The organism is Streptomyces sp. NPDC111744 (assembly GCF_055634995.1).
The window spans coordinates 625,301-638,591 of sequence record NZ_JBVKCG010000003.1; the positions used below are offsets into that span (position 1 = coordinate 625,301).

Annotated in this window: 10 protein-coding genes and 1 pseudogene; 3 read left to right on the top strand and 8 right to left on the bottom strand. The window is 67.4% G+C overall.

Annotated features, from left to right (window positions below; genetic code table 11):
* Nucleotides 1–5: 5 nt before the first annotated feature.
* The 3 genes from ACZ7OO_RS10075 to ACZ7OO_RS10085 are packed head-to-tail and all read right to left on the bottom strand — an operon-like array spanning nt 6 to nt 2,666.
* Nucleotides 6–347, bottom strand: a complete 342-nt coding sequence (locus ACZ7OO_RS10075) for a hypothetical protein (protein WP_471503349.1) — start codon at nt 345–347, stop codon at nt 6–8.
* Nucleotides 344–1,240 (bottom strand): alpha/beta hydrolase, encoded by an 897-nt coding sequence (locus ACZ7OO_RS10080; protein ID WP_471503351.1) that lies wholly within the window; start codon nt 1,238–1,240, stop codon nt 344–346. The genes ACZ7OO_RS10075 and ACZ7OO_RS10080 overlap by 4 nt, the downstream gene beginning before the upstream one ends.
* Nucleotides 1,230–2,666, bottom strand: coding sequence for an MFS transporter (locus ACZ7OO_RS10085; RefSeq protein ID WP_471503353.1), 1,437 nt, complete (start codon nt 2,664–2,666; stop codon nt 1,230–1,232). Before ACZ7OO_RS10085 ends, ACZ7OO_RS10080 begins: the two co-directional genes overlap by 11 nt.
* 202 nt (nt 2,667–2,868) lie before the next feature.
* Between ACZ7OO_RS10085 and ACZ7OO_RS10090 the strand changes: the two genes are divergently transcribed.
* On the top strand, nt 2,869–3,750 hold the full coding sequence (locus ACZ7OO_RS10090) for a helix-turn-helix transcriptional regulator (RefSeq protein WP_471503355.1): 882 nt from the start codon (nt 2,869–2,871) through the stop codon (nt 3,748–3,750).
* A 56-nt stretch (nt 3,751–3,806) separates the two neighbouring features.
* Here the strand turns inward: ACZ7OO_RS10090 and ACZ7OO_RS10095 are convergent, their stop codons facing one another.
* From ACZ7OO_RS10095 to ACZ7OO_RS10105, 3 genes are read right to left on the bottom strand one after another with little or no spacing between them, the layout of a single operon-like run.
* Nucleotides 3,807–4,865, bottom strand: a complete 1,059-nt coding sequence (locus ACZ7OO_RS10095) for an IS701 family transposase (protein WP_471503357.1) — start codon at nt 4,863–4,865, stop codon at nt 3,807–3,809.
* A complete protein-coding gene (locus ACZ7OO_RS10100; RefSeq protein WP_471503359.1) occupies nt 4,796–5,062 on the bottom strand; it encodes a transposase in 267 nt (88 codons plus the stop codon). The genes ACZ7OO_RS10095 and ACZ7OO_RS10100 overlap by 70 nt, the downstream gene beginning before the upstream one ends.
* The gene (locus ACZ7OO_RS10105; RefSeq protein WP_471503361.1) at nt 5,007–5,510 is read right to left on the bottom strand and encodes a ricin-type beta-trefoil lectin domain protein; all 504 of its coding nucleotides are present in this window, start codon (nt 5,508–5,510) and stop codon (nt 5,007–5,009) included. The genes ACZ7OO_RS10100 and ACZ7OO_RS10105 overlap by 56 nt, the downstream gene beginning before the upstream one ends.
* Before the next feature lie 69 nt (nt 5,511–5,579).
* Between ACZ7OO_RS10105 and ACZ7OO_RS10110 the strand changes: the two genes are divergently transcribed.
* Nucleotides 5,580–5,843 (top strand): type II toxin-antitoxin system VapB family antitoxin, encoded by a 264-nt coding sequence (locus ACZ7OO_RS10110; RefSeq protein ID WP_471503362.1) that lies wholly within the window; start codon nt 5,580–5,582, stop codon nt 5,841–5,843.
* Nucleotides 5,840–6,253 (top strand): PIN domain nuclease, encoded by a 414-nt coding sequence (locus ACZ7OO_RS10115; protein WP_416986546.1) that lies wholly within the window; start codon nt 5,840–5,842, stop codon nt 6,251–6,253. The genes ACZ7OO_RS10110 and ACZ7OO_RS10115 overlap by 4 nt, the downstream gene beginning before the upstream one ends.
* Before the next feature lie 777 nt (nt 6,254–7,030).
* Here the strand turns inward: ACZ7OO_RS10115 and ACZ7OO_RS10120 are convergent.
* Nucleotides 7,031–7,345 (bottom strand): hypothetical protein, encoded by a 315-nt coding sequence (locus ACZ7OO_RS10120; protein WP_471503364.1) that lies wholly within the window; start codon nt 7,343–7,345, stop codon nt 7,031–7,033.
* 841 nt (nt 7,346–8,186) lie between these two features.
* Nucleotides 8,187–13,291 (bottom strand): annotated as a pseudogene (locus ACZ7OO_RS10125) (RHS repeat domain-containing protein); the annotation flags it as partial.

Consider the following 13,291-nt stretch of genomic DNA (forward strand, 5'->3'; position numbering starts at 1 on the left):
GAAGGTCATTGGGTGCAGATCTTTCGAGGTTTGGCCCACTGCGATTTCGTACGGATTGAGTCCATCGTTGTCACGGAGCCGTCGCGGCCGACCTTCCTGCCTGTCTCCCACAGCACCCGTTCGGTCCTGACGGCTCCGTATGGCCGGGCGTCACTGACGCGACGCCGCAGGTCGCGCTCGTGCCAGACACCCTCAAAAAATTCGACTGCCTGCTCGAAGTGCCGTTCCTTGCCCCGGCGCGACACAGTGTCGCCGCCCTCGCCATGGGTGCCGTCGCGCAGGTCCCCGAAGTGGCGCAGCAGGGCCGCGATGTGCGGCGGCCCCGTCTTTGGCCGTGTGGTGGTCATGGTGTCTCCTTCCGTCGTTGCAGTTGCTCGCGCAGCGCCGTGCCGAGCCAGCGCCGCAGCCCCGAGTTCCCCGCACCGGCACCGTCGGCGGCGAGGAAGGCCGCGTGCGGGGTGTCGGGGAAGGTCTTCAGCCGTACGGCGTTGCCCGCCTCGCGCAGCAGCCGGGCGTACTCCGCGACGTCATCGCGGACGGGATCGAGCTCGCCGACCGCGAGTACGGCCGGAGCCACGCCGCCCAGCCGCTCTGCCGCCAGGGGGGTGCTGTACAGCGGGATCCCGCCGCGTACGGCGGTTTCCACCCCGCCGCGATACGTCTCCCAGGCCAGCCGGAGATCCTCCGCCGCGGGGAAGGCGCCCCGCTCGCTGGTGTAAGAGGCGGCGGCGCAGTCGGGGTCCAGTGGCGGGTACGCCAGCACCTGGGCGGCGAGCGGCTGGTCGCGGTCGCGGCGGGCGAGGGCCGCGCAGGCGGCGATGGTGCCGCCTGCGCTGTCGCCCCCGACCGCCAGCGGCTCGCCGTCCGCCGCCTGTTCCCCGGCCCAGAACAGCGTGGTCAGCACGTCCTCCAGCTGGGCGGGGTGCCGATAGCCGGGGGCCAGTCGGTAGCCGGTGCTGACCACCGTGCACCCCGAGGTCCTCGCGAGGTCCATGACGGGCCCGTGCCAGTGCTCGACCGACCCTGCCTGCCAGCTGCCGCCGTGCGCCCAGACCAGCCAGCCGTACGACCGCGGTCCGGGCCGGTAGATCCGAACCGGTATGCGATGGGTCCCCGCCTCGAGCCAGACCGGCCGCCACTGCACCTCACCGGACCGCCGGCCGTCCGGACGTACGGCCCTGTCCTTGTCCGGAGCGGCCAGGCCGGCGCGGGGTTCGTACCGTCGTGAGTTACTGCGCACTCGACCGCGCACCACGCAGGAACACGGCGCTGGTGAGGGCGCCGAAGACAACGAGGGCGGCGTTGACCGCGATGGCCGTCTTCAGTCCGCCGAGGATGGCCGAGGCTCCCGTGCCGGTCATCGCGGCGGTGGCGATGGCGCTCATGATCGGCGTGCCCATGGTGATGCCGATCTGCTGGGTCATGGTCGCGAGCCCGGTGGCCAGGCCCTGTTCGTGGTCGGCGAGACCGGAGGTGGCGGTGACCATGAAGCCGACGATGACGAGCATGTTGCCCACACCGCCGACGAAGGTGGCGACCAGCAGCAGCCACATCCAGGAGCGGTCGTCGCCGAGGCCGAGCAGGGCGGCCGTGAACACGGCCTGCAGGATGCCGCCGGTGATCAGCGTCTGCTTGGTGCCGATCTTACCGATGACCTTCGGGGCGGCCGAGCCGCCGACGACCGTTCCGATGCCCAGCACGCCGAAGGACAGACCGGCTGCCAGCGGGGAGAAGCCGAGCGCCTCCTGGAGGTAGAGGGTCAACAGGAAGACCAGGGAGGTCTCCGTGAGGAAAGCGATCAGACCGGCGACGTTGCCCCAGGCCACCGAACGCTTGCCGAGCACGCTGAGCGGTACCAGCGGGGCGCTCACCTTGCGCTCGACTGCCCAGAACACGATCAGCAACAGCACGCCGGCCGCCAGCGACAGCAGGGCGTTCGCGGAGCCCCAGCCGTGCTCACCGGCCTGTGTGAGGCCGAAGACGATGGCCAGCAGACCGAGGGTGACGCTGATGGCGCCGGGAACGTCCAGCTTCGGGCGCTCGTCGGGTCGGGACTCCTTGATGACCGTCGGGGCGACGATCAGGACTGCGAGGGCGACGGGCACATTGATGAAGAACGCCCAGCGCCAGGACAGCAGGTCGGTCAGCAGACCGCCGAGGATCGCTCCGGTGGTGAACCCGGCGGACATCAGAGCCCCGTTGAGGCCGAGCGCCTTCTCCCGCAGCGGGCCCTCCGGGAACGAGGTCGTCATGAGCGAGAGGCCGGCCGGGGTCACCGCCGCGGTCGCGAGCCCCTGGAACACACGGGCCGTGATCAGCACCTCCGGGTTCTGCGCCAGACCGCCCACCAGCGACGCCGCGCCCAGCACCACCAGACCGCCGAGGAAGAGCCTGCGACGGCCGAACAGGTCCGCGACCCGGCCGAACAGCAGGGTGAAGCCCGCCGCGCACAGGGCGAACGCGGTGCCGATCCATTGCAGATGCGCCAGAGAGAATCCCAGGCCTTCGCCGATCACCGGCAGCGCCACGTTCAGGATGGAGAAGTCCACCGCCAGCATGAACTGGGCCGCGAGCAGCAGCACCAGCACCAGCCGCAGACGCGGGGTGAGGACGGCCGGGGCCGTTCCTACGGCCGTACCGGCCGTGTCCGAATCAGTGACGGACATGACGTCGAGTCCCTTTCGTTCGAGCTTCGCCGGTGTGTCTGTCGTGCACACCGTCGGGAAAGAGACTCGTCTCGGCCCGGGGACCCAGCCAGCACCCTGTCTCGCACAGTCAGCGCAAGGGTGGTCATCACATGACCACCCTTATGGCTCACGCCTGGCCCGGCGGGCGGGCATCATGAAGGGGAGTGAACGGGAGGCATCGATGCACGCTCCGTCCGAACTGGGAGACTTCCTCAGGTCCCGCCGTGCCGCACTGCGCCCGGAGGACGTCGGCATCACCCCGCATCCGACCCGCCGCCGGGTCAGCGGTCTGCGCCGCGAGGAGCTGGCCATGCTCGCCGGGGTCAGCATCACCCACTACACCCGTCTCGAACAGGGCCGTGCCCTCAGCGCCTCGGACTCCGTGCTGGACGCGATCGCGCGCACCCTGCGGCTGACCGACGACGAGACCGCGCACCTGAAGGACCTGGCCCGACCCAACGCCACCGCGGCCCGCCCCACCACACCCCGCGCGGAGCAGGCCAGCCCCTCGGCACGGCAACTGCTGGCGGCCATGTCGGAGGTGCCGGCGCTGGTCCTGGACCGCCGCAACGACGTACTGGCCTGGAACCGGCTGGGGCACGCACTGCTCGCCGCGCATCTGCCCGCGGACAGCCCCGAGACGCCGGCCACCCGGCCCAACGTGACGCGGATGCTGTTCCTGGATGACCGCTACCGCGCGCTGTACACCGACTGGCACGACGAGGCGCAGCTCGCGGTCGCCTCGCTGCGGCTGATCGCCGGCCGCCACCCCGACGACCGCCGGCTGACCGAACTGGTCGGCCAACTCACCGTTCAGTGCGATGAGTTCGCCTCCCGCTGGGCCCGCCATCCGGTGCGCACCTGTACCTCGGGAGTGAAGCAGCTGCGTCACCCGTTGGTCGGCACGATGGACCTGAGCTTCGAGAACCTCGTCATCCCCGGCTCGTCCGGCCAGCGCCTGATCGCCTATACGGCCGAACCGGGCTCACCTTCCGAGGCGGCTCTGCGCCTGCTGGGCAGCGCAGCCGCACCTGAGGTCGAGACCACCTGCGCGGCGCTGTGAGGCCAGATCGCTCCGACCGGCCGGGAGAGGTACATCGCCTCCCGGCCGGTGTCTTTTCAGGCGCCGCGCTGCCCGGCCAGATACGGCAGGGACGGATACCCGTAGTCTGCCAGGCGCAGATGGGCGTACGCCGCCGACGCCATGGTCATGTGATGGTGCCAGGCGGGGAAGGAACGGCCGGCGAAGTCCAGCAGCTCGTAGCGACCGTCCATGCAGTCCGCCGTGACGGTGGAACTGACGTAGAGGCGGGTCAGCTCGAGAAGCTCGTCCAAGCGGTGGTGAGTGAGGTTGGTGAACCAGATCCGAGAGCCCGGCCGTCCGTCCGCGGCGAGCTCGGTGAACAACCTGTACGGCCGCTGATCACCGCCACCCTGCTGCGGCTTCCGAACAGGCTGCCGCACCAGCGTGGACAGGATCTGGGCCTGCCGGAAGCTTCCGTCGGAACCCGTGACGGCTGCGGTGTGCTGGCTCCAGGTACGCCGCGCGTCCGGACCGACCGGACGGCCGCCGACCACGAGCCCGGACCTTGGACGGGGGCCGTCGTGTGGAGTCCTCTGCAAGCGGTTGTGCAAACGTTGATCCGACACCTTGCCCTCGCTGGCGAACATCAGCCGGGGATTGACAGCGACGATGAAGTCGCGCCCCGTGCCGACCAGAAGGGCCGTCAGCTCCACGAGGTCGGTTGCGTCGCTCATGTCGGCCACTACCGGCACGTCCGGTGAAGAGGTGCTACCGACATGGTCGGTCAGCAGGTCCACCATGTGCCTCCACTGCGGACGGAAACTCTCGGTCTCGGGTATGCGGGCACGCTGGCGCAGTCCAGGGTCGTCAGTCCATTGCCGTGGAAGCACGAGTCGCCAGTCGACAGGAAAATTGGCCCCCAGGCAGGACAGGAAGAGGCCAACTGCGAGCTGGCAGTTGATGGTTCGCCCACAAGAGAGGTCGAATCGCTGATGCACACCCACGGACTGATCGCCGCGCTTGGGCAGGATGACGGGTGTGATGGTCAGAGCCCGCACAGAAGACCGCTCCTCGATCCACCGTGTCAGAGCGTCACGAGCCTGTCCCCACTCCCATGGACTGCTGTTGATGAACTGCTGCAGCGAGTACCACACCGTGGCGAGCCGGACACCGACTCCGCCACCCGCCGCATCGACTTCCTGCCGTCGGTGAGCAGCAGCCCTTTCAGATAAGTCTGGGCCCATCGGCGCTGATCGGCTCGTGGTAGGTACCCGAAGACCCGCTTCGCGAAGGTGTCAACGGACTGGGCGCCCGGTCCTGCCAGTACCTGCTGTGCGCGCGAAAAATGCATGGCAAGCGTTCCCCCTTACGCCCAGGATCTTGGTGCCGTTCGCGGTGCCGGCAGCGCTCGCGCACTTGCCGAGGATCCGCAGGGTGTCGCCGGTCGTCCGCCACTGCTGGGCACGGGAGTTGTTGCACCGGTAGAGCTGGACGGGGTTGGCGTCGGCGGTGGAACCGTTGGCGTCGTCCAGGCACTTGCCGGACAGGCCGACGACCGCTCCGAGGCCGTCACCGAAGCCCTTGACCTCGGTGACCTTGTCCCTCGGCGTTCCAGGCGAGGTTCTGCGTGCCGCCGGGCAGTGTCCTGGTCTCGGCGTTGCCGACCGCTGTGCAGGTGTAGCTCGACGCGGTGCCCGGCAGGGGTGACCTTGGTCAGGGTGTGCGGCTGCGCGAGCGTGCCGCCGGCGTCCTGGGTGCCGTAGCCGTAGACGCTTCACACGAACGGTTGCGGCCCCCACTTTGGAATATACAAAAGATCTTGTATCTTGATATACTTCATCTGATACACTCAAGTGGAGGAGGCCACCATGAGTCGGACGGTCATTGATCTCGACGACGAGGCACTGGAAGCAGCTGCCAGAGAGCTCGGCACCTCTACCAAACGCGACACCATCAACACCGCGCTGCGGGAAGTCACGGCCCGCTACCGGCGTTTGCGAGCACTCGACGAGGCCCGCGAACTGGTGGCCGAGGGCGCTCTGGACATCGACCTACTGCTGGACAAGAGCGCATACCGCCCCACGAGCGCGGGCGCGGCAACCGACGACCGCGACACCGAGGCGCACGAGTGACAGTCGCCGACTACCTCATCGACACCTCCGCCCTTGCCCGCGTCCTGCTCCGCCACAACACGGCCGAATGGGACGACAGGATCGCCGCCGGCCTCGTCGCGATCTGCGACCTCACCGAACTGGAAGTCCTCTACTCGGCCCGTTCGGCCACGGACCGCGCCCGCTTGAAGTCGGCACTCGACGCCCACTACGCCTGGTGCCCCATGCCCGACGGTGTCTACCGCCGCTCCCGCGTCATCCAGGAACAGTTGACCGCCAAGGGAGAACACCGCAGCGCGGGCCCCGTGGACCTCCTGGTGGCTGCAGCCGCGGAAGAAGCGGGACTCACTCTGCTCCACTACGACCGCGACTTCGAAACCATCGCCCGCACGACAGGGCAGCCGGTCCGCACGATCGACCTCAGGCAGTAAAGCTCGCGCGGTGCCGACGGGCACCGCGCTTCTGACCGATCCGGCCGCCTGGCGGTCAGTCCGCTGTGGCCTGGGCCGTCTCCCGACACCCAGGGGTCACCGGGCGACACCACTTCCGGATCCTCGCGTCCAGCCAGCGTCCAGAATTCGACGTCCAGACACTCGCACAGCCCACCCACGACGCCATCCTCCTGCCGCAGGCCGATACGTCTATGCAGGTCAGAGGGACCTCAACTAACGGTGATGGCAGCGGAGTCGAACTCACGAGCAGCGGATTCAGCCCCGTGGACCAACGCCCTGAACCCGCACCCCAGATGAGACGTTTCCGCAGGTCACATGGGTGCACAGTGGGGCGGGTGGGACTCGAACCCACGGCCGACGGATTATGAGTCCTTTGAGGATCTTGGCGGTTCTTGCCGATCAACGCTCATCCTTGACGTTTTTGCAGTTCAGATGCGGTTATCCATGTTGGGGCTAGTCAGCCTTTGTCGGTCTGTTCCTGTCCTTGCGGCCTCAACTCCACCTCAATGAGGCCCGACAGGATCGCGCCGAAGGCATGGAGGACGATCGCGCCAGCTCAAGGGCGGCCTTCGAACCCGCCCGGAGCGGATTTTCATTCCGCAGCGGTTGCGGTACCGCGTCCAGGACAACCATGTATGGGCCTGTTCATGCAGCTGGCAGCCAGAGGCGGCGGACCTGGTGTAGGCCGAATGCCGAGCGAGCCCCGGACGCATGGTCCGGGGCTCGTCGTGTGCGGTGGCGGTGCAGCGCGTGGCCTCACATCTCGGGTTCGCCCGCGGGGTCCAAGGCGTAGGTGACTCTTTCTCCGACCCGCACCGCAGCATCGATCATTTTCTGGCGTTCGTCCCCCGCGTAGAGGTCGGCGCAGGCGCTGATCGCCGGGTACAGCTCCGAGAGGAGGAGGGCGGCTGATTTCGGAATGACCTCGGCCGTGCGCCACTGCTGCCCGAGCCGGTCGATCTGCCTGCACAGCTCGTCCAGCGCGAGCCGATCGAACCCATCGTTCAGGCGCAAGGGAACGATGAATCCGTCAGCCGCTTCGCTCAGTCGCGACACGAGTTCCTCATCCACTGGATCATTCCTCATCTTCGACCATTCCGATTATGGCGTTCGGGTTTATGTATCTCTCGACCAGAGCCTCTTGTGATGATTGCGCGTTTGTGTTCGCAGACCATCCTCGCAGGTACCTTGCCCTGTTTTCCGCGGTGGTGAGGTCGACCAGCCGCGCCTCGACTTTGTCGCCGTCGATGATAGCGACCCGTTGTCCGGGCTGGCGCCACTTCTTGATCACATCCCAGCTCTTCGTCACCGAAATCCACTGGGTCCTTACCCGACTCCCCTGACCGATCTGCACGTTGATGGTGTAGTCGCCGTCGACGTTCTTGGCGAACAATCCCTCTGCCGGATCCTCGTCGGGACGCAGATTTCTGTACCAGATTCCGGCAGCTGCCACCGAGGTGCCACCACGCACAACGTCTTTGAGTGACTCTCCCGACGAGTCCGACGAAGACATCGGGAAATACCCGAAGTCGGTTGAGTTGTGAGCATCGGGTCGGCTCTTGGGGCAGGCTCCGGGGGCCTCGTCGCAGAAGACCTGCCAGAACGTCTCACTCGCCAGGTGGATTCCGTTACGGGCGTCCCACATGTCGTTGGAGTCCGTCATCCGGTTCTGCCTGTCCACCATGTGGAGTGCGTCGAGCCATGCGCGTTTCGCCTCCGCGCCGAACTGGCGCGGCGGGATCGGCGCGATCGTGACCGGATCGCTCGCCGGGGCACTGCCGGTGCCACCGCCGCTGCCGCATTTGTGCGTGTCGCAGTAGTGGCTGGAGCCCTTGTACTTCTTCGACCCCGGGTCGTTTTCCTCGTGATAGGTGCCGTACGTGCCGTTACTGCCGGAGCAGTAGTGAGCCAGCCCGCAGCTTTCCAGGCCCGTGGGGTCGCTCTGAGTCAACGGGCTGTTGTCGGCGTAGGTGTAGCCGTTGAGGGATTGGCTGTCGCTTGTGTCGAGTTCCGGGTCGACGCTGAGGAAACGGCCGATCGTCGGGTCGTATTCGCGGGCGCCGACGTAGGTAAGGCTGCTGGAAGAGTCGGCGGACTTACCGAGGAAGGTCTTGTCGTCGGGCCAGGTGCCGGTGCCGCCCGTGCGGGAGGCGCCGAAGGGGGTGGTGTATCGCTTCGTGACCGCCTGGCTGGCGGCGTCGAGGGCCAGGCTGCTGGTGCCGTGCTGGTCGGATGCGAGCCAGGAGAGGTTCTCGGTGCCGTTCTTGTTGGTGCGCAGAGCGATGACCTGGCCGCCGGCGTTGTAGTACCGCTGGGCCCAGTACTTGGCGGTCGAGGTGGAGGCGTCGAGGTGGACCTCTGTGCCGTCGTCGAGGTAGAGGACGGTCTCTCCGCCGGCGTTCCGGCGGATCAGGAGAGTGCCGTCGGCGTCGTAGACGTGACTGGTGGTGCTCTTCGTGGTGCCGGTGCTGGATTTCTCGGTGAGGGTGTCGAGTTGGCCCTCGGGGCTCCAGGTGAGGCTCTGGGTGTCGGTGCCGTTGGGGCGGCCGGTGGTATTGCCGGTCGCGTCGTATGCGTACGTGGCGGTCACACCCGTGCACGAAGTGGCCGCGGTGGTGGCGGTCAGGCCGTGCGGGTGAGCGGTGTCGCCGTAGCAGTACGTCCTGGTGGTGTCACCGGCGGCGGTGTGGCTGGTCTCCGTGGAGCGCAGGCCTCCGTCGGTGTAACTGTACGAGGTCCAGTACGGGGCGGCGCCGCCGAGGTTCGCGGTGGTACGGCCGGAGGCGGAGCAGTCGGCGGTGGACGGGGTCCAGGCCTCGGTCAGGCGTTGATGACCGTCGTAGGCGAAGCACTGGTCATCGGCCTTGCCGGTGCCGCCGAGAGTGGTGGGGTCGGTGATGGAGGTGACGTTGCCCGCGTCGTCGTAGCCGTAGTTCAGTTCCTGCAGTTCGTAGTTGTGGGTCTGGTCGGTGACGGCCGACTGCTTGAGCCGGTCGGTGCCTTCCTCCCAGGTGTTGGTGATGTAGGCCTTCTTGGTGCCCTCGGCCGCCGAGGTGCCCAGGGTGAACTGCTGGGGCTGGCCGATTTCGGAGTAGGCGGCGCCGAGCAGGTAGCCGCTGAGGCCGGCGACGTCAGTGGGCAGACCGGCACTGTCGTAGTGGGTGACGACCTTCTCTGCGGCCAGGCCTGCGGCGGCTGGTTCGGAGATGTACTGCTGGGTGCCGTCGAGGTTGTAGTACGTCGAGAGGCTCAGCGTGGAGGCGACGGCGCCGGAGGCGACCAGGGCGTCGGTTGAGGGCAGGACCAACTGAGTGGTGGTCGGCCGGTACAGGCTGTCGTAGGCGGTGACCTTGCGGGTGTAGGCGGTGCCGGTCGCTCCTCCGACGTAGCTGGTGGACGAGTCCAGCTGCCCCTTGGCCAGGGTGTCGTAGGCCCAGTGGGCGAGCTTGTTGCCGTCGGTTTTGGACGTCTGCCACTGGTCGGTCTTGCGGCCGAGTTCGTCGTAGCCGTACAGGAGGGTGGTTTTGCGGGAGTCGGTGGTGGTGGCGACCTGGTCCAGGTCGGTGTATGACGTGGTGCTCGTGCCCTTGTCCGGGTCTGTCGCCGAGGCCTGACGGCCGAACAGGTCGTACGTGTAGGACCACTGGGTGCCATCGGGGCCGGTGACGACGTCCGGCTTGGAGTCACGGGTGTAGGTGTACTTCGTGGAGGTGTAGGCGGTGCCGACGCCCGAGCCATAGGCGGTGTCGGCCGGGTCGGTACCGGAGTATTCACGCTGCTCGGTGGTGCGGCCGAAGACGTCGGTGATGGTGCGGGCCGCGGATCCGCCGGCCAGGGCGGTGGTGGCGGTGGAATCTCCGGTGTACGTCGTCGAAGTGGACCGCTTTTTGACGCCGTAGACGTAGAAGCTGCTGTTGGTCGGGCGTTCGGCTCCGTCGAAGACGGTGTCGGTCTGCTTCGGCGCGCCACCGTATTGGGCACGGGCGTAGCTGCCGGAGGGAGTGGCGGTGGAGTCGAAGACGTCCGCGTAGGTCTCGTAGGCCAGGCTGCGGCTGTCGTAGCGGACGTCGGTCAGCAGCCGGCCGCCGTTCGCGGTCGGGGACTGGGTCTGCAGCGGTCTCAGCAGCGAGTCGTAGATCGTGTAGCTGGTGTTGTAGACGCCTTCGCCGAGGATGCTGGAGGTGGAGACCCAGGACGGGGCGTTGTCGGTGACCGAGTAGGCGTAGGTGTAGTTGGCGCCGTATCCGGCGGCCCGCAGGTGGTTGGGCAGCCAGACGGCGGTAACCCGGCCCAATGCGTCATACGTCGACTCGGTCAGCTTCGTGTTGACGTCGTAGGCCTTGACGGGAGTGCCGCGGGCGTAGTCGAGGTAGGTGTAGGACTTCTGAGTCTTCGCGTTGGTGACCGTGATCTTGGTCAGCGGCCCCGTCGTCGTCGGGGTGTAGACGGTGGTCGTCGGGTTGCCCAGCGCGTCGGTCACGCTCAGGGGCCGGCCCAGGGTGTCGTACGTGGTCTTGTCGACGGTCTGCCAGGAGGTCGGGTACCGCTCGCCATTGGTGGCCGTGGCGGGGTAGGCCGAGGCACGTCCGGTCCAGTTCGCGTCCCCCAGGGTTGGGGTCTGCGAGGCGGTCCAGGCGGTGGCGGTGGCGGAGTCGTAGACCGTGGCCGCATCGGACAGCACGTCCCCGCGGGCGCTTGACGAGGCTGGCAGGCTCAGGTCGGTCTCGGCGGTGGAGCAGGCGCGGCCGACGACACGGGTGCGGGAGATTAGGGAGTTGATGCCAAGGCTGTCGTTGCGGGCGTACCAGGTGCGGGTGCAGGTCTCGTCGCCGGTGAGGGCCCTGTCTCCGGCGTCGTAGACGGTGGCGGGCATGCCGTAGCTGTCAAAACTGGTGGTCAGGCTGCGGGTGCGCCAGTCGGAAGCGGCGGTCAGGTAGGTCGAGGTCTGCGTCTTGTAGGTGCGGACGAAGTAGGCCTCGACGCTGGCGTACGACTTCTGCTGGCTGGCCGTGCGGCTGGACCAGGGGTCGTTGACGGTGACGGTGACCGGGGTGGACCCGTTGTAGGTGATCTGCTCGCGGGTGAAGCCCGAGAAGCGGTCGCTGTCCGTCTGATCGGCCACGCTCAGGCCGGTGAAGCCGATGCCCGGGGCGGAGACCGAGCGGGTCGTGCCGTCCTTCTGCTTGTCACCGTCCATGCCTTGCAGATACAGCGACACGGTCTTGGACTGGGTTTCGCTGGAGGCGCCCTTCAGCGTGGTGACGGTGCGGTAGCCGCGCCAGTCGGACCAGGTGCGCTCCTTGGCCGGGGTGAACGGGTCGTTGTTGTAGTGCCAGGCCGGCCCGGAGTAGGTGTAGTGGTTCTCCATCGTCTCGCCCAGACCGGTGGGGTCGGAGGTGACGACGTCGGTGACCCGGTACTTGTTGAACCAGTCCAGCGTCGCCTCGGTGGCGCCGTTGACGTGCCAGTAGACCGGGTAGCAGCTCAGCGTGTCGTTGTCCTCGGACGACGGCATGTGCGAGCCGCGTACGCACTCCGGACTGGACAGCGTCACCGTGGTGATGGCGCCGGCCTCGGAGGTGACGGTCTGGATGCGGGGCCGGTTCAGCGGCAGGACGTTGTCCGTGGAGGAATCGACCCGGTTCGGCCGCATCTGGTAGGTGAACGTGACCGGGTCCAGAGAGATCGCGGTGCCGTTCTTGCCCGTGTGCCTGATGCTTTTGAGGACCAGGGTCTGGTCGGTGCTGTTGCCGATGTCGCCCGGGTCCAGGAACTGCTGGGTCAGCGCCCAGGAGTCGACGTCCGTGTAGGCGCTGGAGGCGGCTGACCAGGCGTGGGTGTCGATGCTCGTCAGGCGCTTGCGGGTGAAGAACGCCGGGCCGGTGGCCTTGCAGTCCGCGCCGGAGGTGCAGAGGGAGTCGTACGGGACGTCGGGCCAGCTGGAGGCGGTGGAGGAGGTCAGCGAGGAGCAGTCGGCGGCGGTGCACCGCTCGTCATAGCCGAAGGTGACCTCGTCCGAGGCAGTTCCGGTGAACAGGGTGTCCTTGTTCTGCCCGTAGAGGATCTTGGTGAGGTAGCCGCCCCGCGTGTACTGGGCGGTGCCGGTGGACGCTCCGTTCTTTCCGTAGTAGTTGGTCTCCGTGGTGTACCAGTACGACATCGCGTTGCCGTGCAGATCCACGACGTAGTCCAGATTCCAGCGCCAGGCCTGGGTGACGGCCCGGCCGGCGAAGGCGGAGCCCTGGTCGTAGCCGGGCTCGCCGGAGTTGTTGCCGAACACCGGCACGGTCCAGACGGAGTTGGTGCGCTGGGTGTCCGCTCCGGGCAGCTTGTTCAGGCCGAAGACGTACTTCGTGCCATCGCCGGTGGTGACGGTCCAGTACTCGCCGTCGTTGTCGCCGTTGTCGGCGCCGGTGGAGTGGGTGACAGTGGAGGCGTCGTCGTCCTTCAGGTGCCAGACGCCGGTGGTGTCGTCCTTTACCAATTCGGTGGACTTGCCGTTCAGCACGAGCGAGGCGTTGTCGTACTTCCAGCACTCGTCATACTTGCCGCTCTCGCCGTCGTCGTCGCACGAGGCGTAGGACCGTTCGACATAGGAGGACGCCACGTCGCCGAAGCCCTCACCGACGAGCGTTCCCTGGTTGTTCGTCGAAGCCGTCCTGCCGTCCACGCTCCCCGAGTCGTACGACAACGACAGCTGCGGCGAAGGTCCCGCAGCGGCCGGCGGAGCAGTCAGAGGGTAGGACCAGGTGAAGCCGCCCGAAGCACTGCCTGCTTCCCAACTGGAGGAGGCCGAGAGGGGGCTGGCCGCGTAGTTGCCGGCACCGGAGGCCGATTCCCCCGATGAGGTGGCGGTCACAGCCAGCACGGTGGCCGACGTTGTGCCAGCGGCCATCAGGGACGTGCGCGAGGCCCGCGCAGTGCAATCGTCAAGACCTGTGGATGCGAAGTCCGAAGTCGATGCGTCTCCTCCGGTTCCGACCCGGTGATGGGGCGTGAGCCGGGTTCGGAAGCTCG